At 33.7% G+C, this 23972-nt stretch carries 24 protein-coding genes; 12 read left to right on the top strand and 12 right to left on the bottom strand.

What is annotated here, in order from left to right; translation table 11 throughout:
* Nucleotides 1-12: 12 nt before the first annotated feature.
* From NG806_RS14315 to NG806_RS14300, 4 genes are all read left to right on the top strand, one after another.
* Nucleotides 13-942 carry a 2-hydroxyacid dehydrogenase gene (locus NG806_RS14315; RefSeq protein ID WP_261510242.1) on the top strand — a complete coding sequence of 310 codons (930 nt, stop codon included), beginning with the start codon at nucleotides 13-15 and terminating at the stop codon, nucleotides 940-942.
* Nucleotides 943-1171: 229 nt separating this feature from the next.
* Entirely contained in the window at nucleotides 1172-2434 is a 1263-nt protein-coding gene (locus NG806_RS14310; RefSeq protein WP_261510241.1) for a serine hydrolase domain-containing protein, read from the top strand.
* 25 nt (nucleotides 2435-2459) lie between these two features.
* The gene (locus tag NG806_RS14305) at nucleotides 2460-4190 is read left to right on the top strand and encodes an Ig-like domain-containing protein (RefSeq protein WP_261510239.1); all 1731 of its coding nucleotides are present in this window, start codon (nucleotides 2460-2462) and stop codon (nucleotides 4188-4190) included.
* An 11-nt stretch (nucleotides 4191-4201) separates the two neighbouring features.
* Nucleotides 4202-4654 (top strand): heme-binding domain-containing protein, encoded by a 453-nt coding sequence (locus NG806_RS14300; protein ID WP_390882517.1) that lies wholly within the window; start codon nucleotides 4202-4204, stop codon nucleotides 4652-4654.
* Between the two features lie 114 nt (nucleotides 4655-4768).
* Here the strand turns inward: NG806_RS14300 and NG806_RS14295 are convergent, their stop codons facing one another.
* From NG806_RS14295 to NG806_RS14275, 5 genes are all read right to left on the bottom strand, one after another.
* Entirely contained in the window at nucleotides 4769-5284 is a 516-nt protein-coding gene (locus NG806_RS14295) for an NUDIX hydrolase (RefSeq protein WP_261510236.1), read from the bottom strand.
* A 42-nt stretch (nucleotides 5285-5326) separates the two neighbouring features.
* On the bottom strand, nucleotides 5327-6241 hold the full coding sequence (gene xerD, locus NG806_RS14290; RefSeq protein ID WP_261510235.1) for a site-specific tyrosine recombinase XerD: 915 nt from the start codon (nucleotides 6239-6241) through the stop codon (nucleotides 5327-5329).
* Nucleotides 6242-6246: 5 nt separating this feature from the next.
* A complete protein-coding gene (locus NG806_RS14285) occupies nucleotides 6247-6669 on the bottom strand; it encodes a deoxycytidylate deaminase (protein ID WP_200243497.1) in 423 nt (140 codons plus the stop codon).
* Nucleotides 6670-6715: 46 nt separating this feature from the next.
* A complete protein-coding gene (locus tag NG806_RS14280; protein ID WP_261510231.1) occupies nucleotides 6716-7483 on the bottom strand; it encodes an enoyl-CoA hydratase/isomerase family protein in 768 nt (255 codons plus the stop codon).
* Between the two features lie 106 nt (nucleotides 7484-7589).
* Nucleotides 7590-9077 carry a catalase gene (locus NG806_RS14275; RefSeq protein WP_261510229.1) on the bottom strand — a complete coding sequence of 496 codons (1488 nt, stop codon included), beginning with the start codon at nucleotides 9075-9077 and terminating at the stop codon, nucleotides 7590-7592.
* A 120-nt stretch (nucleotides 9078-9197) separates the two neighbouring features.
* Here NG806_RS14275 and NG806_RS14270 point away from each other — a divergent pair, with 120 nt between their 5' ends.
* The 8 genes from NG806_RS14270 to NG806_RS14235 all read left to right on the top strand — a co-directional run bounded on the left by NG806_RS14270 (nucleotide 9198) and on the right by NG806_RS14235 (nucleotide 16704).
* Nucleotides 9198-10148, top strand: coding sequence for a LysR substrate-binding domain-containing protein (locus tag NG806_RS14270; protein WP_261510228.1), 951 nt, complete (start codon nucleotides 9198-9200; stop codon nucleotides 10146-10148).
* Nucleotides 10149-10380: 232 nt separating this feature from the next.
* Nucleotides 10381-11661 carry a methionine adenosyltransferase gene (gene metK, locus NG806_RS14265; RefSeq protein WP_261510226.1) on the top strand — a complete coding sequence of 427 codons (1281 nt, stop codon included), beginning with the start codon at nucleotides 10381-10383 and terminating at the stop codon, nucleotides 11659-11661.
* A gap of 84 nt (nucleotides 11662-11745) precedes the next feature.
* Nucleotides 11746-12237, top strand: a complete 492-nt coding sequence (locus tag NG806_RS14260; protein ID WP_261510225.1) for a hypothetical protein — start codon at nucleotides 11746-11748, stop codon at nucleotides 12235-12237.
* A 197-nt stretch (nucleotides 12238-12434) separates the two neighbouring features.
* Nucleotides 12435-13025: an RNA polymerase sigma factor gene (locus NG806_RS14255; protein ID WP_261510223.1), complete on the top strand. Its 591-nt coding sequence runs from the start codon at nucleotides 12435-12437 to the stop codon at nucleotides 13023-13025.
* 199 nt (nucleotides 13026-13224) lie between these two features.
* Nucleotides 13225-13920 carry a YjjG family noncanonical pyrimidine nucleotidase gene (locus NG806_RS14250; protein WP_261510222.1) on the top strand — a complete coding sequence of 232 codons (696 nt, stop codon included), beginning with the start codon at nucleotides 13225-13227 and terminating at the stop codon, nucleotides 13918-13920.
* A gap of 84 nt (nucleotides 13921-14004) precedes the next feature.
* Nucleotides 14005-14454, top strand: a complete 450-nt coding sequence (locus NG806_RS14245) for a PepSY-like domain-containing protein (protein ID WP_261510221.1) — start codon at nucleotides 14005-14007, stop codon at nucleotides 14452-14454.
* Between the two features lie 295 nt (nucleotides 14455-14749).
* On the top strand, nucleotides 14750-15421 hold the full coding sequence (locus tag NG806_RS14240) for a response regulator transcription factor (protein WP_261510220.1): 672 nt from the start codon (nucleotides 14750-14752) through the stop codon (nucleotides 15419-15421).
* Nucleotides 15421-16704, top strand: a complete 1284-nt coding sequence (locus NG806_RS14235; RefSeq protein WP_261510219.1) for a sensor histidine kinase — start codon at nucleotides 15421-15423, stop codon at nucleotides 16702-16704. The genes NG806_RS14240 and NG806_RS14235 overlap by 1 nt, the downstream gene beginning before the upstream one ends.
* 15 nt (nucleotides 16705-16719) lie before the next feature.
* Here NG806_RS14235 and trpS read toward each other — a convergent pair whose 3' ends face one another.
* The 7 genes from trpS to ileS all read right to left on the bottom strand — a co-directional run bounded on the left by trpS (nucleotide 16720) and on the right by ileS (nucleotide 23610).
* Nucleotides 16720-17688 (bottom strand): tryptophan--tRNA ligase, encoded by a 969-nt coding sequence (trpS, locus tag NG806_RS14230; RefSeq protein ID WP_261510218.1) that lies wholly within the window; start codon nucleotides 17686-17688, stop codon nucleotides 16720-16722.
* Nucleotides 17689-17948: 260 nt separating this feature from the next.
* Nucleotides 17949-18593, bottom strand: coding sequence for a SanA/YdcF family protein (locus tag NG806_RS14225; RefSeq protein WP_261510217.1), 645 nt, complete (start codon nucleotides 18591-18593; stop codon nucleotides 17949-17951).
* Between the two features lie 11 nt (nucleotides 18594-18604).
* Nucleotides 18605-19243 carry a lipoprotein signal peptidase gene (locus tag NG806_RS14220; protein WP_261510216.1) on the bottom strand — a complete coding sequence of 213 codons (639 nt, stop codon included), beginning with the start codon at nucleotides 19241-19243 and terminating at the stop codon, nucleotides 18605-18607.
* The gene (locus tag NG806_RS14215) at nucleotides 19243-19437 is read right to left on the bottom strand and encodes a DUF2683 family protein (RefSeq protein WP_261510215.1); all 195 of its coding nucleotides are present in this window, start codon (nucleotides 19435-19437) and stop codon (nucleotides 19243-19245) included. The genes NG806_RS14220 and NG806_RS14215 overlap by 1 nt, the downstream gene beginning before the upstream one ends.
* 17 nt (nucleotides 19438-19454) lie before the next feature.
* Nucleotides 19455-19700 carry a DUF6576 domain-containing protein gene (locus NG806_RS14210; protein ID WP_261510213.1) on the bottom strand — a complete coding sequence of 82 codons (246 nt, stop codon included), beginning with the start codon at nucleotides 19698-19700 and terminating at the stop codon, nucleotides 19455-19457.
* A gap of 80 nt (nucleotides 19701-19780) precedes the next feature.
* On the bottom strand, nucleotides 19781-20161 hold the full coding sequence (locus NG806_RS14205) for a TraR/DksA family transcriptional regulator (protein ID WP_034740299.1): 381 nt from the start codon (nucleotides 20159-20161) through the stop codon (nucleotides 19781-19783).
* A gap of 59 nt (nucleotides 20162-20220) precedes the next feature.
* On the bottom strand, nucleotides 20221-23610 hold the full coding sequence (gene ileS / locus NG806_RS14200; protein WP_261510212.1) for an isoleucine--tRNA ligase: 3390 nt from the start codon (nucleotides 23608-23610) through the stop codon (nucleotides 20221-20223).
* Nucleotides 23611-23972: the final 362 nt, after the last annotated feature.

Here is a 23972-nt window from a genome sequence, read left to right as displayed (position 1 = left end):
AATACTTATATCATGAGAATCCTCCTTTTAGATAAAAATCACCCCCTTATCACTGAACAGCTTTTAGCGAAAAAATTTGTTTTAGAAGAGGATTTTACTTCTTCCTATGATGAGGTTTGTAATAAGATTGATCAGTACGATGGCGTTATTATAAGGAGTAGAATTCCCTTAGATAAAAACTTTCTTGAAAAAGGAAAAAACCTGAAATTTATTGCCAGAGTAGGGGCTGGAATGGAAAACATCGATATCCCTGTTGCCGAAAAATTAGGAATTCAACTTATCAATTCTCCAGAAGGAAATAGAGATTCCGTGGCAGAACATGTTGTCGGGATGTTATTGATCTTGATGAATAGACTTTTCATTGCTTCTCAGGAAGTGAAGAATGGGATCTGGTTGCGTGAAGAAAACAGAGGAGATGAGTTGTTGGGGAAAACAGTTGGACTTATTGGCTATGGAAATATGGGAAAAGCCACTGCACAAAGACTTTCGGGATTTGGCTGTAAAGTAATTTTCCATGATATTTTACCTAACCTTTCTGATGAATATGGAACACAGGTTTCTTTAAAGGAACTAAAAGAACAGGCTGAGGTTCTAAGTTTACATATTCCATTAACTGATGAATCTTACTATCTGATCGACGGCCCATTTATTTCCGATATGAAAAATGACTTCTATTTCGTAAATACAGCGAGAGGGAAAAACATAGAAACTAAAAGTTTAGTAGAAGCTTTAAAGGCTGGAAAAGTAAAAGGCGCTTGCCTGGATGTTTTGGAATATGAGAAGTCTTCTTTTGAAAATCTAGAAATTGGAGAAAATGAAGATCTACAATATCTTTTACACTCCGAAAAAGTAATTGTAACGCCTCATATCGCAGGTTGGACTCATCAGAGCAAAGAAAAGCTGGCTCAGGTTATTGTTGATAAAATCATAGGTTCTTTTTAGGTTAAATCACTATCTATTGCTGATGATTCGCTCTATTAATGTTTTAGAGCCGATAATCTAATTCAACATTTTCTAAGCTGTTGTTTGTTTCTACAATTGATAATTCTGAGATTTCAAAATTTTACTTTTTTTGTGAATCCCGTTTTTTGTGTTAAATAATTCATAATTTATCTTCTCTGTTCATTATTAATTTTTTGTTTTATTAAATTGCCGCTCATTTTTGATACTCATGAAGAAGCATAATTTTGTCCTTATTTTAACTGTTTTTGCATTTCTATTTTCTTGTAAAAATAAATCCGAAAGTAAAGAATCTGTAACTGAAAACACGACTAACCTTCCTAACTATGGGAATGTAGATCTTAATAAAGTTTTTACAAAAGCGGATGATCAACTTTCTGATAAGACCTCTTTAGTTCAATATATTGATCAATATTACAAAAAAGTATGGGATGCAGGTGACTTAAGTGGCGGAATACTGGTTGCAAAAGGAGATGATATCTTATATGAAAATTACAGAGGTTTCGGGAGAGAAGGAAATCAGATGCCTATTGATAAAAATACACCTTTACACGTAGCTTCAGTTTCGAAAACTATGACCGCAATGGCAATGATGAAATTGATTGAAGCGGGGAAGGTAAAACTGACAGATCATCTGATTCAATATTTTCCAGGGTTTCCATATCCTAATGTTACCATTCAAAATTTATTGTCACAGAGAAGCGGTCTTCCGAAGTACGAATATTTTATTACTAAAATTCAACCCGCACCTGCAGAACTTTCAAAAGCATTTATTACCAATCAGGATGTATTAAATATGATTATTAAATATAAACCTGAGTTGGCAAGAGATACCGATACCGGGTTTATGTATTGTAATACCAATTTTGCTTTACTGGCACTAATTATAGAACAGGTTACCAAAACTCCTTTCCCCCAGGCGATGAAAGAAATGGTTTTTTCACCACTAAAAATGAAAAATACATATATTTTTCAGGAGGAGGATATTCCTACTGCCGCACAGTCTTTTTATTACGGACGAAACAAATTGTATCCTCTAGACAGACTTGATCTCATTTATGGAGATAAAAATGTATATACCACACCTAGAGATCTTTTTAATTTTTCGAAAGCGATGTATTCAAAAGACTTTTTAAAACCTGAATTGATGCAGATGGTTTTCACACCTTACAGCAATGAAAAAGCTGGAATGAATAATTATGGCCTAGGTTTCAGAATGAAGATTTTTGATAATGGAGAAAAGCTGACCTACCATAATGGATGGTGGCATGGTACAAATTCTGTTTTTGCTCATTTGCTTAACTCTAAAGTAACGATTGTAGCAATCGGAAACAAATATTCAAACAGAGTATATACTGCACTGGCTTTATCGGGATTATTCGAGGATTTTCCGGTACAGAAAGACAAGCTCCACAGTGTAATGAATGATAATCAGGATTCTTTAAAAAACGGACATGAAGTTTTTGGAGAATAATGTTTACTTTTGCTTAAACATATTCATGAAAAGACTTCTTTTACTATTTATTATCGGTTTTCTTGTGCAATCTTGTGCGAGAGTGGGTTCTCCGGTTGGAGGTCCCAAGGACACATTGGCTCCAAAATTTTTAAGTTCAAATATTGATACCACCAGAATAAATGTGCGAAGAGATATTAAGGAACTGCGTATTGATTTTGATGAATATGTGACTTTAAAGGATATCAATAAGAATTTAATTATTTCTCCGCCGATCAAAAAGATCAAAAGAATTTTACCATCAAATATTGCCAACAAATATCTTTTAATTCAGTGGGAAGATACGTTACAGGCCAATACGACTTATAATTTTAATTTTGGAAATTCGATTGTAGATAATAATGAAGCAAATGTTTTACGATACTTCAATTTTGCATTTTCCACAGGCGATAAGCTTGATGATCTGTATATAAGTGGTGATGTCCGTGACGCAGTATCCATAAAAAAAGAAACGAGCTCAGATAATAAATTAGTTGTGGGGTTGTACAAGGTACAGGACACTATGAATTACAAGCAAAAACCTTACTACATTACAAAGGTTGATGATGATGGATATTATGAGCTTAATTATTTATCGCCTGGGAAATATAAGATCATTGCCTTTGAAGATGAGAATGGTAATTCTATGTATGATCCAGGTAAAGAAAAAGTGGGTTTTCAAAAAGAACCTGTAGAGATTGAAAAGTCCATTTCTGGATTGAATTTAAAGATTTATCCATCTAAAAAGCCATTGAAATATGGGGAAATGAAAGAAACACCGGGAGGAATTACAATGATGTTTGAAGGGCGTCCCGATAATGTGAAAGTTCTTTCCATTAATGAAAAATTACAAGATATAAAAGTAACCCATCGTCCTAAATCAGATACTGTAAAGATCTGGTTTGATGCAGTGAAAAATAATATAGGGCAAACAGTAACTGAGAATTTAAAATTCAGTTATGATGCTGATAATAAAAAGGATACGGTTTCTGTGTTTTATAAGTACAATGCCAAAAATGCAATGAGCCTTGATAATAATGATGGATCGCTTTTACCTCCTAAAACTGATTTTAAAATTACTTCAAATTATGTAATTGATAAGATCAATACTGATAAATGGGTGCTGAAAAGTGATAGTTTAACAACTCAGAATTTTACGGCAAAGATTTCCGAAACCAATCCATATCAGATCTTAATACAATCGGATTTTATTGAAGGCAAGAAATATCAGTTAATAGTTCCTAAAACGACCGTATTGTCTTTCTATGATAAGAATCCTGCATCAAAACGTTTTGATTTTGAAACGGATAAAGTGGAAAACTATGGCAGTCTGACATTTAAACTTCAAAATGCACCAACATCAAATTATTGGCTTCAGCTACTGGATACATCAGAAAAGGTAGTGTATCAGAAATATACGAAAGGAGACCAGCTCAAATTCGATATACTGAAACCTGGCGAGTATATTGTCAGAATATTGGTTGATAATAATGATAATAAATATTGGGATGAAGCCGACTTTCAAAAGGATATTTTTGCTGAAGATTCTTATATTTTCTATAAAGTAGCTGTCGTAAGACCTTTATGGGACAGTAATGAAGACTGGGATCTGAAAGATACAAGGGTATTAGATACTAAAACGCTGAATATTCCTAAACCGGAAAATAATAAACCTCCTGAGAAGAAGGATGATCGTACGCTAAAATCGGGCAATACAGCATTACAGCCTTTGAGATAGAAATAATGAAAATGGTAAAGAAGATCGTATTCTGGAGCTTAGTTGTTTTTGCACTGATCCAGTTTGTTCCTATTGATAGAGCTAACAAACCTATTGATCATAAAGTGAATTTTGTTGATGCAAAGAAAACTCCTGAAAAGATCAGAACTCTGATAAAAGGAGCTTGCTATGACTGTCATTCAAATGAGACAGTATATCCAAAATATTCTTATATAGCACCGATATCATGGTCTATAAAAAGCCATGTCAATGAAGGGCGGGAACATCTTAATTTTTCAATATGGCAGACTTACAACTCGGATCTGAAAGCCAGCATGCTTACCGGTATTCTTCCAACACTTCAAGCTAAGACTATGCCAATGCCAGGATACATTGTTTATCATAAAGAAGCAAATTTATCTGATGCCGAAAGAAAGTTATTGACCAATTACTTTGAGGAAATGTTGAAATCAAAATCTTATTAGATCAATATAGTCTCTTGATCCTAAAAAGGATTTGAGTTTGTGGATAAAATAGTTTCTATACAATAATAGCAGAGCCTGGGCTCTGCTATTAATATTTTTAAATAGGTGTGTAATCTATAAATTCTTTAGATACTGCTCAAAAAATATTTTTTGAGAGTCGAAAGCGATATCATCAAGATTAATATTTTTCAGTGGTATCCATTGCGTTTCTGATATCTCAGATAATGCAAGATTAACTTCAAATTTTTCTGAAACACGATACTCATAAAATAAATCGATTGTATTATAATCAATTTCTTTATACTGGTAGATGTTTGGAAGACTTGTAATATACTTTAAGCTTGAAATATCAATATCTAACTGCAGTTCTTCAAAAAGCTCTCTTTTGCAAGCTTCTTCAGCACTTTCTCTAGGATCAACAAAACCACCAGCCAAATCTAATTTTCCTTTTTTAGGATCCTGATTTCTCCTTGTCAGATAGATTTGATCTCCATGTCTGATAACGACAGCTACCGCACCGGCAACATTATTATATAGCCTGAAATCGCAATGATTGCAGCTCCATTTTTTTTCGCCGTCCCAGTTTAGAGATTCTTTGCCACAATTTGGGCAATATTTCAATGTCTTCATCTGTTTATAATTATTTTTTAAGTGTCAGATGCAACTTCGTTTTTACTGAGTAATATTAATGTTTCTCGGATGATAATTTAAAATTACGTCCCGTAGTTCTTCAGTTTTTAAATGAGTGTATATTTCTGTTGTTGTAATACTGGAATGTCCCAGCATTTCTTGAATATAACGTAGATCAGCCCCGTTTTGTAACAAATGAGTTGCAAAAGAATGTCTAAAGGTATGTGGAGATATTTTTTTGCTAACTCCAGCTTTATCAGTGAGTTCCTTAATGATCAGAAATACAATAACCCGGGACATGGAAGTTCCTCTACTGTTAAGAAATAAAGAGTCTTCATACTTTTTATTGATCTTATTTTTAGCACGAATCTCCTTTATGTAATTCCCTAGTAAATCTGCTGTATAGTCAGCTAAAGGAACGAAACGGGTTTTATTTCCCTTTCCATTTACCTTAATATAATTTTCATTGAAATTAATATTTGAAATCTTTAGATCTATAAGCTCTGATACACGAAGGCCACAGCCATACAATACTTCAACAATACACTGGTTTCTTCGTCCCAGATCAGATGAAACTTCAATAGCACCAATAATCTTATTGATATCTACCAAGCTTAGTGTATCAGGGAGATACAATCCTAATTTGGGGCCTTCAAGCAATGCAGCAGGATTATCTTCACGGGCTTCATCCTCAAGCAGAAACTTGAAGAAGGCTTTGATGGAAGAAATCCATCTCGCTTGTGATCGTTCGCTGAACTTTTGTTTAGAAAGGTTAAAGATGTACTCTTGCAGATTGTCGTATCCGATAACATCGGGTGCAATGTTCCCAAGGTCTTCTTCTGCGTATTCTTTTAGTTTTTTAATGTCTCTAACGTAAGCGTCGAGAGTGTTTTCTGAAAAATTTCTTTCGAAACGAAGAAAGATCTCAAAATCCTTAATTTTTTCATCCCAAGTCATTTGTGTTATTTTTTTAGTTCACAATCAGAAATTTGTTCTATTTCAATATTATGGTTTCTCAAGAATGATATCCCGTCGTCATCCGAATATTCATTAATATACACTAGTCTTGTAATTCCTGCCTGTAAAATTAATTTACTGCATTCCTTACATGGAGAAAGCGTTAAATATAACGTTGCTCCTTTTGCAGATTGAGTAGAAGCTGCTAATTTTAATATAGCGTTAGCTTCTGCATGCAATACATACCAGTGTGTTTTTCCATCCGCATCTTCACAGCAATTTTCGAATCCCGAAGGAGTTCCGTTGTAACCATCTGAAATAATCATCCTATCTTTTACGATAAGAGCTCCTACCTGTTTTCTCTCACAGTAGGAAAGTTTCGCCCATTCCTGAGCCATTTTTAGATAAGCTTTATCAAACTTATTCATACCGCTGCATTGGTTTTTTCGAAATAATTTGTAGTAATAATTTTTTTTAGAAGTTGGGCTTTCTTTTTTCCATAAAAGCAGCAACACCTTCTTGTTTATCAGCTAGTTCAAAAAGCTCGCCAAAATATTTAATTTCGGTTTCAAAACCTTTATCAGTATCCGATAGATTTACAGCATGAATAGCTTTCGATATTGCCATTGGTGAATTAAAGGCAATAATGTTAGCTAATTCTTTTGTTTTTGTTAATAAATCTTCAATAGGATATACTTCATTTACTAATCCAATTTCCTTTGCTCGTTGAGCAGGAATCATTTTAGCAGAGAAGATAATTTCATTGGCAAGGCCTTTTCCGACAAGCTTTGGAAGTCTTTGTGTGCCCCCGTAACCTGGAATTAATCCCAACGTTACTTCTGGAAGCCCCAATCTGGCATTTTCCGATGCATATCTGATATGGCACGCCATAGCAAGCTCTAAACCACCGCCTAAAGCAAAACCATTTACGGCTGCAATTACAGGTTTAGATAAGTTTTCTATTTTGTTAAAAAGAGAATTCTGACCATTTTTAGCTAATTCTTCAGCTCTTTCCTGTCCAAAATCGCTGAATTCTTTTATGTCAGCTCCAGCAACAAAAGATTTTTCTCCACTTCCTGTAAGAATAACTACCCTACAAGAATTGTCCGAATCTAGTTCGTCTAAAGCTGTACTTATTTCTTGAATTGTTTTAGCATTTAAGGCATTAAGACTTTCAGGTCTGTTTATTGTAATAATAGCTAATTTATCTTCTTTTTTTAATAAAATATTCTCGTAACTCATTTTTCCACTTTAAAATAGTATCGCCTGCAAATTATAATTTTTTTACAAAAAAAAGGAAAAAAAATTGATATTTTTTCCTTTTATGTTGAAATATTGTTTAGTATGACTATTTAATATGATTCATCATATTGCTATCAATATTGATATTTAGTTGTGATGCTACTTTCATGCCAAGTTCTATATTAGCTCTAAAAAAATGACATAATTGACGATTTATAATCTCATCTTTCTTTGGTCCATCTATTCCTTTCATGCTTCCAACGATATTATGAATAAGATGTTCTCTGTCTTCATTGTTCATGGCTTTTGTATAAAGAAGCCCCGGTTGGGTATAATGATCATCATCATTTTCATTTCTATTATAACTGGCAACATGTGCACTGTCTAATTCATATTCATAATTTTTATAGGCTGCATCTGGTTTAATATCATCAAAACTGTTAGGGTGATAGTTAGGCTTATCTCCATAATCTTTAGAATCTGCCATGTAACCATCTCTTTGGTAATTATGAGTAGCAAAAGGACATCGGTTCACTTCCAGCTGATGGGCATTTACTCCCACTCTGTATCGGTGTGCATCAGGATAAGAGAACAGTCTTCCTTGCAACATTTTATCCGGAGAAAAACTGATTCCATTGATCAGGTTGCTTGGAGAAAAAGTAGATTGCTCTACATGGGCAAAATAGTTAACAGGAACTTCATTTAATTCCATTTCTCCTACTTCAATTAACGGAAAGTCTCCCTGGAACCAGACTTTAGTGACATCAAAAGGATTCCATCGGAAATCTTTAGCCTGTTCTTCAGTCATCACCTGAATATACATGGTCCATTTTGGGAAATCTCCATTTTCAATAGCATTACAAAGATCTTCCTGCGCGAAATCAGGATTTTCGCCCGAAAGCTTAACCGCTTCTTCATTATTGAAGTTTTTGATTCCCTGCTTTGTTTTAAAATGAAATTTCACCCATACTCTTTCATTGTTCTCATTGATCATCGAAAAAGTGTGAGAACCAAAACCATGCATATGTCTATAACCATGAGGAGTTCCTCTATCAGACATTAAAATAAGAACCTGGTGAAGTGATTCAGGATTCAGACTCCAGAAATCCCACATCATCGTTGCGCTTTTCAAATTGGTTTTTGGAACTCTTTTTTGAGTGTGAATGAAGTCTGGAAATTTTTTTGCATCCTTAATAAAAAATACGGGAGTATTATTACCTACCAGATCCCAATTCCCATCTTCAGTATAGAATTTTAGAGCAAAACCTCTTGGGTCTCTTGCTGTATCTGCACTTCCTTTTTCACCACCTACCGTCGAGAATCTTGCAAACATCCTGCAAGAATTTCCCACTTTTGAAAACAATTTAGCTTTGGTATATTTACTAATGTCATGTGTTACAGTAAGAGTTCCATAGGCGCCACTTCCTTTGGCATGAACAATTCTTTCAGGGATTCTTTCTCTTACAAAATGTGCTAAATTTTCCTGAAGTATAAAATCCTGCAATAAAACCGGACCTCTTGGACCTACAGTCTGAGAATCCTGATGCTCAAAATATGGCGCACCACTGCTTAATGTTAATTTTTTTGAATCCATATAGTTAAGATTTGATTTATTTATTGTGTCGTTTTGGGTGTAATAATTATCAAATTTACTTGAATTTTTAATTGCTTATAGCAAAAACATCATATCTTTGTAATAGATAATATTAATCAGATGAACATTCAGCAATTGGAGTATCTTATCGCTGTAGATAAGTACAAACATTTTGGAAAAGCAGCTCAAGCATGCTTCATTACGCAACCTACACTAAGTGCGATGATACAGAAATTTGAGGATGAACTGGATGTAAAGGTGTTTGATAGAACTACACACCCGATCCGTACAACAGATGTGGGACTTCAAATCATTGATCAGGCGAAGGTAATTATAGAATCTGTCAATGAGCTGAGGAATAAGGCTAACCTTTTAAATAACATTTTAGGAGGTACCATTAATCTTGGAATTATCCCTACCGTTTCTTCTTTTATTTTACCAAGTGAGATCTTCAAATTCTTGGATGAAAATCCAAAAATTCAGATGAATGTAAAAGAAATGACAACAGATAGTATTATCAAGGCTTTAAAAGCTGGTGAGCTAGATGCTGGAATTATTTCAACGCCATATGATACAGCGGACGAATTTTATCAGGATTTCTTATTCAACGAAGAATTGATGATCTACAGTTCAGATACACAGGCTAACAAAAAGAATTCTTATATCATTCCTGAAGAGTTGAATGTTGAAAAAGTATGGCTTTTAGAAGAAGGAAACTGTTTGAGAAATCAATTTGAAAATATTTGTCATTTAAAAGAGAATACATTGAAACCTAAGAATTTAGACTTCTTAGCTTCGAATATTCAAACTTTAGTTCATATGGTTGATAAGGTTGGAGGAATCAGTATCTTACCAGAACTGGCTTTAAGTCAGCTTTCTGACGAACAGAAAAGTAAAGTTTTCAGATTTAAAAAACCCTTCCCTTACAGAGAAATAAGTATTATCTATTATAAGCCAACCTTCAAACAGAAAATTATTGACGAATTATCTTCTTCAATACAGACTTCTTTGAAAGAAAGGCTAAATTACAATGAAAATCCAAAAGATTTCGTAAGCATAAAACCACAATAGTTTTTAATTCTGAGCGGGATAAATTCCTAATTTCAAGAAAATTATAATTATTTCTTAAAAGTTTTGAGTATTAAAAAATAGTACTTAACTTTGCAGACGTTTACGAACGAGGAAAAATTTGACCTGATTGCAACCTCTATAAAAAAAAGCTAAAACAGTATTCCTTTTTGAGCTTTCAAGGCAATTATTCTCATTATTCCTCAAATTTTAATCTAATAAAACAAAGAATAATATGTCTTATTTATTTACATCTGAATCAGTTTCAGAAGGACATCCTGATAAAATTGCTGATCAGATTTCTGACGCTTTAATTGATCATTTTTTAGCATACGATAAAAATTCAAAAGTAGCTTGTGAAACCCTTGTTACAACTGGGCAGGTAGTATTGGCAGGAGAAGTTAAGTCAGATGCTTATCTTGATGTTCAGACTATTGCCAGAGAGGTTATCAATGGTATTGGTTATACAAAAGGTGAATATATGTTCAACGGAGATTCTTGTGGAGTGATCTCTGCAATTCATGAGCAGTCACCAGATATTAATCAGGGTGTTGACAGAAAAGTTGCGGATGAAACTTTCGAAAGTAAAGCCAATGCACAAGGTGCAGGAGACCAGGGGATGATGTTTGGGTATGCAACCAATGAAACGGCTAATTATATGCCTTTAGCATTAGACTTGGCACATACGATCCTGAAAGAACTTTCTGCGGTAAGAAGAGAGAATACTGAAATTACTTATTTACGTCCTGATGCGAAAAGCCAGGTTACCATTGAATATTCTGATGATCATAAGCCGGTAAGAATTGATTCTATTGTTGTTTCTACGCAGCATGATGATTTTGGATCTGAAGAAGAAATGTTGAACAAAATTCGTGAGGATATCAAAAGTATTTTGATTCCAAGAGTGGTTGCTCAACAAACTGATGAAATTAAAGCTTTATTTAATGATCAGATCAAATATCATATCAATCCGACAGGTAAATTTGTGATTGGTGGGCCTCACGGAGATACAGGACTTACAGGAAGAAAGATCATTGTAGATACTTACGGCGGAAAAGGAGCTCACGGTGGTGGTGCATTCTCTGGAAAAGATCCTTCAAAAGTAGATAGAAGTGCTGCATATGCAACAAGACATATTGCTAAAAACCTTGTGGCTGCTGGCGTTGCTGATGAGGTATTAGTGCAGGTTTCTTATGCTATCGGTGTTGCAGAACCTTGTGGATTGTATATCAATACATACGGAACTTCAAAAGTTGATCTTCATGATGGAGATGTGGCCAAAAAAGTTTCTAAGATCTTTGACCTGAGACCTTACGCTATTGAGGAAAACTTAAAATTAAGAAATCCTATTTATCAGGAAACAGCTTCTTACGGACATATGGGTAAGGAACATTATATTGCTGATAAAACCTTCAATAAGGGGCATAAAAACGAGCTTACGTTAAAAGACCTGGAATTCTTCACCTGGGAGAAATTAGACAAAGTAGAAGAGATTAAAACAGCATTTGGCATTTAATTTTTTCTTTAAGATATTTATACTGCTTTATCTTCCATTAGATAAAGCAGTTTTTTTTAATTTTACACCTTAAATAAATAAGAAATGATGAACTTTCGATTGGTAATAAGTGTTATATCTATATTCTTTCTGTCAACTTACGCAAATGCTCAATATACCATGCATAAGATGATTAATGTAGGATACGTGTACCAGAATCAAAGCTTTGGAGAAGTAGGTGGAAAATTACTGTTTCTGAAGAATGATGATGTTATTTACAGAATTGGTGGTTCTGCATTAATGGGTTCAGCGGACTCTAAATTTGCTATCATGCCCAAACTTCAGGCTGATGTATTACTAAATTTTGAGAAAAATGTAGATTTTTACCACTCTTATTATTTTTTAGCCGGTGTTGAAGGGACAAATAAATATATAGCGCCGAAAGTTGGAGTTACTCTTTTTGGGCTGTTAGATTTAACGGCGGGCTATGCTTTCCCTATTGGAGACGCTGAACTGAATGGAAAACAGCTAAAAGGAGTGAATGTCAACTTTACATTAAATATCCCCACTGTCTTCATTCATGATATGTTTAAGTAGTTTTTTTTAAAAAATATTTCTAAATATTAATAATAGGTTAACAGTTATTAAAAATTTATTATATTTACATCCATAAATAAACGTACCGCTTATTGATTGGACTTTACTCTTAAAAACTGTTTTGTATTTACAGCTATTACCAGATAAAATATCTGGAAGAAGAACTGTCGGCAAATATATATATTGAGAAGAAAGTCATGAAATCAAAATCGGATTGCGTATTAATTTCCCTTTACCAAAAAGGAGACGAAGGAGCTTTATCAACTCTTATTCATCGTCATCAGAGAGAACTGTTTACATTCATTTTTTACAAAATTAATGATGAAGACCTTGCAAATGATGTTTTCCAGGATACATTCATGAAAATTATTGTGATGTTGAAAGAAGGACGTTATAACGAAGAAGGAAAATTTATTCTTTGGGCAAAAAGGATTGCTTACAATCTTATTATCGACCACTTTAGATTAAAATCGAAAAATATCAAAGTTTCAGAAACTACTTTTGAAACCGATGAATACTCTATTTTCGATCTGATCAGGGAGCCTTCAGAAAATATTGAAGACCAATTAGTGACTAATCAAATTCAGGAAGATTTATTGAGAATGCTTCAATTCCTACCACAAAATCAACAAGAGGTGATTAAACTCAGGTTTTTTGATGGCTTAAGTTTTAAAGAAATTGCTGATCACACGGATATGAGCATTAACACTACGCTGGGACGTGTACGGTATGCTTTGATCAACTTAAGAAAAATCATGGAAGAGAATAATATTATCCTAACAAGATAATAATTATTAAAAATTCCCGTTTTAAGGATAAACATGTTTCGCCTATGAAAAAAAATGATTCCTTAAAAGTGAAAACTTTGAAACCTAAAAAACAAACTGTTGATTTTTTACTCAGCTTTTCAAAAAATCTTGAAATAGCTAAGATTAAGAATAAGAATTATTCGATTTCCAAGAATTAAAATTATTAATTTTGTGCTGTATGAAAATTCAGCACATTTTTTTTGACCTGGACAATACGCTCTGGGATCATCGCAAGAACGCTCACCGTACCATTAAAGACCTTTTTGATAAGCAGGAAATAACTCTTAATTATAATATTGATTTTGAGGAATTCCATATGATTTATCATAATATTAACGAAAGTCTTTGGGAGAAAATAAGAGACGGTCTTATTGATAAAGAATATCTTAGAAAACACCGTTTTTATGATACCTTTAAACATTTTGGGATAGAGAATGAGGAGTTGTCCGATTATTTTGAAGAACACTTTTTGGATAATATCCTCAATCATAATGAATTGGTAGAAGGTGTAATATATATTCTGGATTACCTGAAATCTAAAAATTATACATTACACATCATTTCGAATGGTTTTAAAGAAGTAACGGAAAGAAAATGTATCCTTTCAGGAATTGATGGCTACTTCAAAACGATTACCAGTGCAGATGCTGTAGGAGTAAGAAAACCTAATCCTAAAATTTTTGAATATTCTTTAGGTCTTTCAAATGCTCATAAAGAGGAAAGTGTTTTGATTGGTGATGACTGGATTGCAGATGTAGTTGGGTCACAAAATTTTGGAATAGATGTTATTTTCTTTGATGCACTGAATGAGAATAGAAAGGAAGAAGGATTGAAATCAATCAAACACCTTCTTCAGATTAAGGAATATCTATAAAAACTGCTTTTGGATTTTTTTCCTAATTCTTTCCTAAATTAATATAGAATTTTGTCTCATAATAATGAACAAAAATTTTATATTATGAAAAATTTAAAAAAGATCACCAGCGTAATTACTTTTATTTTCTTGTTTGCAGCCAGCTTCTTGTTTGCACAAGATCGGGCAATTAACCAAAACCAATTACCGAAAACAGCCAAGACTTTTTTAGCTGCTAATTTTAAAGGAGTTGCTGTTGGTTCGGTTGTTGAAGACCGTGAAATATATGGTGTGGATGAGTATAAAGTATATTTGTCTACCGGAACAAAAATAGAATTTGATAGTAAAGGAAACTGGAAAGAAGTAAATGGTGAACATCAAAAGCTTCCTTACGGATTCATTCCTGTATCTATAAGAAACTATGTAGCCAAAAGCTTTCCAAATACCTATATCGTAAAAATTGAAAAAGAAAGATGGTCTTATAAGACCGAGCTTTCAAATGGTGTTGATCTGAAATTTGACAAAAATGGAAATTTTAGCCGAATTGATGATTAACAAACATTATTTTTTAATATTTAAATTGTAACGATATGGTAAATTGGAATATACTAAACAAATCTATAAGACGGGAAATTGTTACCTTTTTAACTAGGAATCATCCATGTGTTGTAGTGGAATCCATTGAACAAATGGAAACCCAATATAAAATAAATCTGTTGAATGGTGAAAGTCTTACCTTCCATGCAGATGGAAGTTATTTTAAGAATAATTTTTAATCTTGATAAATTATGGCCTCCCGGAAACAGGAGGTTATAATTTTATATATTTGATAAGTAGTCCGCTAAGAGTTATGAAAATTTTAATCATTGAAGACGAACCGGAATTAAGGAACATTGTGCAGAGTTTTCTGGAAGGAGAACATTTTATTGTAGAACATGCATCAGATTACAGCTCCGGGCTTGAGAAGATCATTTCTTATGAATATGACTGTATCCTTCTGGATATTATGTTGCCTGATGGTAATGGGATGGATCTCCTAAAGGAAATTAAAAGCATGCATAAAAAAGATCCGGTTATCATTTTATCGGCGAAGGATTCAGTAGATGATAAAGTAAATGGACTTGAAATCGGTGCCGATGATTACCTGGCAAAACCTTTTCACCTTGCTGAATTAATGGCGAGAATTAAATCTGTGATCAGAAGAAAGAACCAGGATGGTGAGAATGTGATCAGCTATAAAAACATCTGCATCTATCCTGAAAGCAGAAAAGTAAAGATAGGAGAGGAGGAATTGATCCTAAATCGTAAAGAATATGATCTGCTATACTACTTCGTGATACATCCAGAAAAAACGCTGCAAAAAACAATGCTTGCTGAAGCCATTTGGGGGGATTATATTGATCAGGCAGATAGTCTGGATTTTATTTATTCCCAGATAAAAAATCTCCGTAAAAAATTAAAGACTCTTGGAGCAGATGCAGACTTTCAGGCAGTCTATGGAATTGGATATAAATTTGTGTAATGAAAGTTTCACTGAAATATTATACGATAAAATACCTGATAACAATTCTGTTATTGATTATTGCCGTCTGGGCCGCACTATTCTATGCTTATATTTTAGATGAAGTATATGATAATGTGGATGATGGTTTAAAAAATAGAAAAATACAAATTATCAAAGCTGTATATCTTGATGAAAATCTGTTAAAGAATAATGAGTTTGGGTTTAATGAATTTAAGATCAACGCCATTTCTGCATCTGAGTATAAAGATAAGAACAGCCTGTATAATAAAATGTATTATATGGAATATGATGACGAAGATCAACCATACAGGGTTCTTAAAACTGATTTTATAGATCAGTTTGGAAAGCATCAGCAACTTACTATCAGAACTTCTACTGTAGAAGAAGATGAATTGGTATATGATCTTACAACAGCCCTCATTGTTTTATATCTGTTGCTTGTAGCAAGTATCATTGTAGTCAATGGATTTCTTCTCCATAAAGCAATGAAGCCTTTCTATTTGATATTGGATAAACTTAAAAAATATCAGTTTGGAATTCCTTCTTCTCATGAGCCTCAAAGCTATTCCATTAGAGAATTTGAAGAATTAAATGTGGAAATAAATGAAATGATCAGTCGTAATGAACTCGTTTTTGATCAGCAAAAACAGTTTATCGAAAACGCTTCTCATGAGCTGCAGACTCCATTGGCCATAGTAATCAATAAAATTGATCTCGTCATCCAGAATGATGACCTGGATAGGAAGAATATAAATTTCTTTAATGAAGTTAAAAATGATTTAAAAAGAATGGCAGGGCTGAATAAATCTTTATTAATGCTTTCTAAAATTGAAAACAATCAGTTCAATACGTTGGCAAATGTCAATTTTACCATGCTGATTAAAGAACTTGTTGATAGTTATGAGGATTTTATAGGGTATAAAAAGATTGAGGTTAATGTACTGGAAAAAGAAGTGTTTGAAGCTGTTTTTAATCCTGATTTAGCAAACATTCTTATTTCTAATTTGCTTAAAAATTCGGTTAAATATAACCATCAAGATGGAAAATTAAATATTATCACGGAAAGAGATAGGGTGATTTTCCAAAACACAGGTTCAAAAATTCCTTTAGATAGCCTTCAGATCTTTAACCGCTTTTATAAACAGGGTTCAGATCAGAGCTCTACAGGATTGGGGCTTTCTATTATTAAGACCATAATAAAACAATATCCCGGATGGGATATTGTTTATGAGTTTGTAGATGAAATGCATCGTTTTATTCTTTCTAAGAACAAAAGGTAGCAGTCTGTTTTTTTATTAGATTCCTAGACTTTCTCTTACCCGTTTAATAGTTTGTACTGCGATAACCCTTGTCTTTTCAGCGCCTTCCTGAAGTTTTGCTTCCAGCTCGTCAAGATGAGTCATATAATACGTAAATGTTTCTCTTTCTGTTTTAAAGCGAGTTAAAATTAAGTTTAAGAGTTCAGTTTTAGCATGTCCATAGCCAAAATTTCCGGCTAAATATTTTGCTCTTAATTCTTCTGTCTGTTCGGGAGTAGCAATCAATTGGTAAATCGCAAAAACCTTATCCGTTTCAGGGTCTTTAGGTTCTTCTAAAGATTTAGAATCTGTTTCGATGCTCATGACCTGTTTTTTCAATTCCTTGTCAGATAAGAAAATATTAATGATATTTCCCATCGATTTAGACATCTTACGACCATCAGTTCCAGGAACATATTTCGTATTTTCCTGAAGTTCAGCCTGTGGAAGAACTAAAACTTCTCCCATCTGATTATTGAACCTTGAAGCTACATCACGGGCGATTTCTAAATGCTGAAGCTGATCTTTTCCTACAGGGACAATCTCTGCATCATATAATAAAATATCTGCTGCCATTAAAATAGGATAGGTAAAAAGCCCGGCATTGACGTCCTGAAGCCGGTCTGCTTTATCTTTAAACGAGTGTGCTAAAGTCAATCTCTGGTAAGGAAAAAAACATGATAAATGCCAAGATAGTTCACAGGTTTCAGGAATATCACTTTGTCTGTAAAAGAATGTTTTTTCAGTATCCAGCCCACAAGCTAGCCAAGCCGCAGCGATCTCATAGGTATTTTGTTTTAATTCCTTTGCATCTTTTATCTGCGTCAGTGAATGCAGATTTGCAATGAATAAAAATGATTCATTCCCTTCCTGTTTTGATAGTTCAACAGCAGGAATAATAGCACCTAATAAATTTCCAAGGTGCGGGGTTCCGGTGGCTTGAATGCCGGTAAGAATTCTTGACATTTTGTTTTATTATTTATAAAAATTAGTGAATTACAAATTTACGAGGTTTGATGGGAATTAAAAGATTAAAAGATTAAAAGATTAAAAGATTAAAAGATTAAAAGATTAAAAGATTAAAAGATTAAAAGATTAAAAGATTAAAAGATTAAAAGATTAAAAGATTAAAAGATTAAAAGATTAAAAGATTTTTTGGTAAACCTCATGAATACATTTTACATGAATACTTTTTACAAAAAATCAAAAATACTCGTTCCACAAATCTAAGGAATCACAATCTTTTCTCCACCAAACTTCGGTTCTACTCCAAATAAAAGATCCCAATAGACTTTAGTCTTAGCAAGGTATTCCCGAAGGTTGGTTTTTAAACCTGCGTATTTATTCACATCATTTGCATTGTATCCATATGCTTCGATCCCATTTTTCCGGGCTAAAAATACAGCTCTTTCATTATGGAACTTCTGTGAAATAATAATGAACTTCATTTGTCCGAAAATCTCTTTAGCTCGTACTACAGAATCTAATGTTCTGAATCCGGCATGGTCAAGGATGATTTTATCTTTAGGTATCCCATATTTCATTAAAGTAAGCTGCATATCTTCCGGTTCATTATACTCTTTTGTGCTGTTATCACCACTTACAATAACATACTTTATTTTGCCACTTTTATAGAGATCTACAGCTGCCTGAATCCTATTATAGAAATAAGCATTCGGCATTCCGTTACTCAGTGTTTTGCCTGTTCCCAGAAGTACTGCAGTTTTAGTATCAGGAAGAGTTTGGATGGTATTCGAAAGAAAGGGTGCACTTTGCTTTTTGATATTATAATTGGCAAATGCAATAAAAATAATTCCTGCAACCATAAGAAGCAGGAATATTTTAAATATATTTTTAATCAAATTTTTCATGTATATATTTTCTAGAATTCTAGACCATTTGGAAAAGCTTTCTTTCTGAAAATTAATAAAAATACGGCACCTACTGTAATTGCAGAGTCTGCAACGTTAAAGATGTATTTAAAGAACTCAATATGTTTTCCGCCAATTAACGGATAGCTTTCAGGAACATTCCAATCTACTATTGGAAAGTGAAGCATATCTACTACACAGCCTCTCATAAAAGAAGAATAACCTTCTCCGGCAGAAGCTATTTTTGAAATGCCACCATAGCCGATCCATCGGTCGATACTTGGATCGTATACTGTCCCACTATCGAAAATCAATCCATAAAACATGCCGTCAATAAGATTACCGATTGCGCCGGCAAAAATAATTGCCATGGGAATGATCAGATAGTTAGAGGCCCCTTGTTGAAGCCACTTTTTGAACATATAAACCATTCCACCAATTAGAAAAATTCTTAAAATGACTAAAAAGTACTTGCCAATCACACCACCGAAATGAAGACCATAAGCCATTCCTGGATTTTCTACGAAAGTAAGTTTAAAACCCGGAAGAACAGAAATGCTATCATCAAGGTTGAAGTGGGTTTTAATATAGATTTTTGAAGCCTGATCAATTAATAAAATAAGAAAGGTTACGGCTAATATCTTTTTCATTACTGTCCTTTAGGTTTTGAAGGTTTTGCAGCCGGTTTTACAACTTTATTATCACTTGCTTTCTTGATCACTTTCTGCCCATTAAATGAACTTTTAACATGAGCTTTTTCAAATTTAATGTTCATTTCTTTCAGAACACTTTTCAGTGCACTGAGCTCCATAGGATTTTTAGGATGTACTATTATAGATTCCATTGTTCTTGATTTACATTTTACTTCTTAGATAATTCGTCAAGTCTTTTCCTGTCTCTTGGAGACAGATCATTGATGCCATTTTTGCCCATCTTACCTAAAAGTTTGTCAATTTCTTTTTCCCTTTCGCGTTTATCTGAATTAAACTGGTCATCCATCGTATAGTTGGTATGTCGAGGAGGAAAGAATTTATTCTTAATCCTGTCTCTGTTAAAAAACCATAAAACGGCAATAAGGATGATGCCTAAAATTAAATATTCGCTCATGGATATAAATTAAAAATTAGGTTTATAAAGTATTACTGCTAATACAATATAAACCCAAATTTATTTTACAAACCTTACGGTTATTTCTGCATATTTTTCGCTTCGATGCTTAACGTAGCGTGAGGAACTGCCAATAGTCTTTCTTTTGGAATCAGTTTACCAGTCACTCTGCAAACACCATACGTTTTATTTTCTATTCTGATTAATGCATTCTTAAGATCTCGAACGAACTTTTCCTGTCTTCCGGCTAGGATCGAGTTTTGTTCTTTACTAAGAGTTTCAGCTCCCTCTTCAAACGCCTTGAATGTAGGTGATGTATCATCTGTCCCGTTATTCTGATCGTTGATAAAACTTTCTCTTATCAGTTGTAAATCTTTTTCTGCTTTTTCTATTTTTTCTTTAATGATCGCTTTAAACTCTTGTAAATCAGAATCATTATATCTTACTCTTTCGTCTGACATATTCTTTTCTCTTTTTTAATAAAATTATGAAATGGAATTTGAAATGCAATAACTATATGTTAATTTTTTTCAACATTTACCTTAAAATTAACCTCATCTATCTCGATTTCGTTAAAATTTGAAAGTGAAGATACAATTTCTATTTTATTTGACAAGACCTCTGCAGAAATATATTCTTCATTTCTCTTGATATTATCAAGGAACGGTGAATTTTCTTCTATGAAGATATTTATTCTGTCGGTTAAGTCAAAGTCTTTGTCTTTTCTCAGGTTTTGAATTCTATTAATGAATTCTCTTGCAATCCCCTCAGATTTTAACTCGTCTGTTAACGTCAAATCTAATGCCACAGTTGTTTTCCCATCAGAAGTTACTGTCCATCCCGGAATATCTTTTGTTGAAATTTCTACGTCATTCATTGTTATTTCGTAGCCCTGGATGTCAATTTTTCCTTCTTTTTCTAAATTGGAAATTTGTTCTGCCGAAAAATTAGCAATTTCATTTCCAACCACTTTCATATCTTTTCCAAGTTTAGGACCTAAAGCCTTAAAGTTGGGTTTAATTTGCTTTACAATTAAATGAGAAGCTTCTTCTGCATTAATTAATTGTAATTCTTTTACATTCACTTCCTGTTTGATCAGTTCTGCAACAGCTAAAATCTGCTCTTCTGCTTTAGAATCTAATACAGGAACCAATACCTTTTGCAAAGGTTGACGTACTTTTATGTTCTCTTTCTTTCTTAAAGAAAAGACCATACTTGTGATCTGTTGAGCTAAATGTGTTTTTTCAACCAGATCCTGATCGATCAGGCTTTCGTCAGCTACAGGGAAATCTGTAAGGTGTATAGATTCACAATTTTCTTTTCCCGTTACTTTATTAAGATCCTGATATAATTGATCCATAAAGAATGGAGCAATAGGAGCTGATAATTTAGCAACAACTTCAAGACAGGTATATAAAGTCTGGTAAGCAGAGATCTTATCATCAGAATATTCTCCTTTCCAGAAACGTCTTCTGCATAATCTTACATACCAGTTACTAAGGTTGTCATTTACAAAATTACTGATGGCTCTTGCCACTCTTGTCGGTTCGTAATCTTCGTAGAATGCCTTTACTTCTTTGATCAAAAGATTCAATTCAGAAAGGATCCATCGGTCGATTTCAGGACGGTTCTCTACCTCTTTTTCTGAATAATTAAATCCATCTACATTCGCATATAATGCAAAGAAAGAATAAGTATTGTAAAGAGTTCCGAAGAACTTTCTTCTTACCTCGTCGATTCCTTCGATGTCGAATTTCAAATTCTCCCAAGGGTTCGCATTGGAAATCATATACCAACGCGTAGCATCCGGTCCGTAAACAGAAAGTGTTTCAAATGGATCTACTGCATTACCTAAACGCTTAGACATTTTCTGACCGTTTTTATCCAAAACAAGTCCGTTACTCATCACATTTTTGTAAGCAACTGAATCAAAGACAGCTGTTCCTATGGCATGTAGTGTATAGAACCAACCACGGGTCTGGTCAACGCCTTCAGCAATAAAGTCTGCAGGGAAAGCCTTTTTATTATCTATTAATTCCTTGTTCTCAAAAGGATAATGCAATTGTGCATATGGCATAGAACCTGAATCAAACCAAACATCGATCAGGTCACTCTCGCGACTCATAGCTCTGCCTGATTCTGAAACTAAAACAATCTTGTCAACCACATTTTTATGCAGATCAACCAAAGAATAGTTTACTTCAGACATATTTCCTATTTCAAAGCCTTTGAAAGGGTTTTCTTTCATGAAGCCCTTTTCAACAGATTTTTCGATCTCGTTGTATAATTCTTCTACCGAACCGATAACTACTTCCTCCTTTAGATCATCCGTTCTCCAGATTGGTAATGGAATTCCCCAATAACGTGAACGGGATAAATTCCAGTCATTTACATTTTCCAGCCAGTTGGCAAAACGACCCTCTCCGGTAGCTTTTGGCTTCCAATTGATTTCTTTGTTCAGGTTTACCAAACGGTCTTTTACAGCCGTCATTTTTACAAACCAGGAATCCAAAGGATAATATAATACAGGTTTGTCAGTTCTCCAACAATGTGGATAACTGTGAACATATTTTTCTACTTTAAAAGCTTTATTCTCCGTCTTTAATAAAATCGCCAGTTCTACATCCCAAGATTTTTCAGGTGCAGTTCCATCATCATAATACTCGTTCTTAATATATGTTCCTGAGAAAACCTCAGGTACATTTTCCCCTTTGATGAATCTTCCCTGTAAATCTACTAAAGGAGCAAGATTGTCATTTTCATCTTTTATCAACATAGGAGGTATGCCAGCGTCTTTTGCTACTCTTGCATCATCTGCACCAAAAGTTGGAGCGATATGAACGATACCCGTACCGTCTTCAGTGGTTACAAAATCTCCTAGAATTACTCTGAATGCTTTTTCAGGAGTTTCAGATGGTACGAACCAAGGGATCAATTGTTCATACTGAGTTCCCACTAGTTTATCTCCAGTGAATTCCTTAAGGATCTGATAAGGTATTACTTTGCTTTCTGAAGTATAGTTGGTAAAATCTTCATCCGTTCCTGCAGCATATTTTTTACCGAAGTTCTTTTCTAAAAGAACTCTCGCCAATACAACTGTAACAGGTTCGAAAGTATATTGATTGAATGTTTTAACAACAATGTATTCTATATCTCTTCCCACAGCAAGTGCTGTGTTTGAAGGTAACGTCCATGGAGTAGTCGTCCAGGCTAAAATATCCAGATTACCATCAATATCATTAAACAGATCGTTCGTTTCTTTTTTAACTCTAAACTGGGCTACTATGGTCGTGTCTGAAACATCACGATATGTTCCCGGCTGATTCAGTTCATGTGAAGAAAGTCCTGTTCCTGCTTTTGGAGAGTAAGGTTGGATCGTATAACCTTTATACAACAAGTCTTTGCTGTATAATTGTTTCAACAACCACCAAACGGTTTCCATATATTTTGACTTATAGGTAATGTATGGATCATCAAGATCTACCCAGTATCCTATTTTCTCAGTAAGCTCATTCCAAACATCCGTGTAACGCATTACTGCTTCACGACATGCTTTATTATAATCTTCAATAGAAATTTTTTTGCCAATATCCTCCTTAGTAATTCCTAATTCCTTTTCAACACCCAGCTCTACAGGAAGTCCATGCGTATCCCAACCCGCTTTACGGAAAACCTGCTTTCCATTTTGGGTCTGATAACGACAGAAAATATCCTTCAACGCTCTTGCCATTACATGGTGAATTCCAGGCATACCGTTTGCAGAAGGCGGACCTTCGTAAAATACAAACTCAGGGCTACCCTCACGAATTTCAACACTTTTATTGAAAGTTTTATTTTGTTTCCAAAATTCCGAAACGTTCTCGGCTATATCAATAAGGTTGAGGTTTTTGTATTCTTTAAATTGGCTCATTGTACTATCTCAATATCGTTGATTAATTAAGTTTGCAAATTTAGTGATTTTTTGTCGGTTTATAATATATGTTTTATTTTGATATCATCTATTAAAAAGTTCAATTTCAGAAATGTAAATAAAGACATTCATTATTTGTGAATTGGGAAATGCAAAATGGAGATTTTTTGTTGAACTTTCCTACAAATGAAAGTTGATTTTACCCTGTTAAAATGTGAAATAGTGAGGTCAGAATGAGAAGCTTTGGTTTGCTGCTACTCATTTAACATATCATGTCATTTTAAACGCAAAATTTTAATTTAATGATCATTAGCTTTAAAATAAGCAAAGTGTGATCATCAATTTGATCTGATGAAGCTGCG

Source organism: Chryseobacterium paludis (assembly GCF_025403485.1).
GTDB lineage: Bacteria > Bacteroidota > Bacteroidia > Flavobacteriales > Weeksellaceae > Chryseobacterium > Chryseobacterium paludis.
This window is presented reverse-complemented; position numbering and strand designations above follow the sequence as displayed.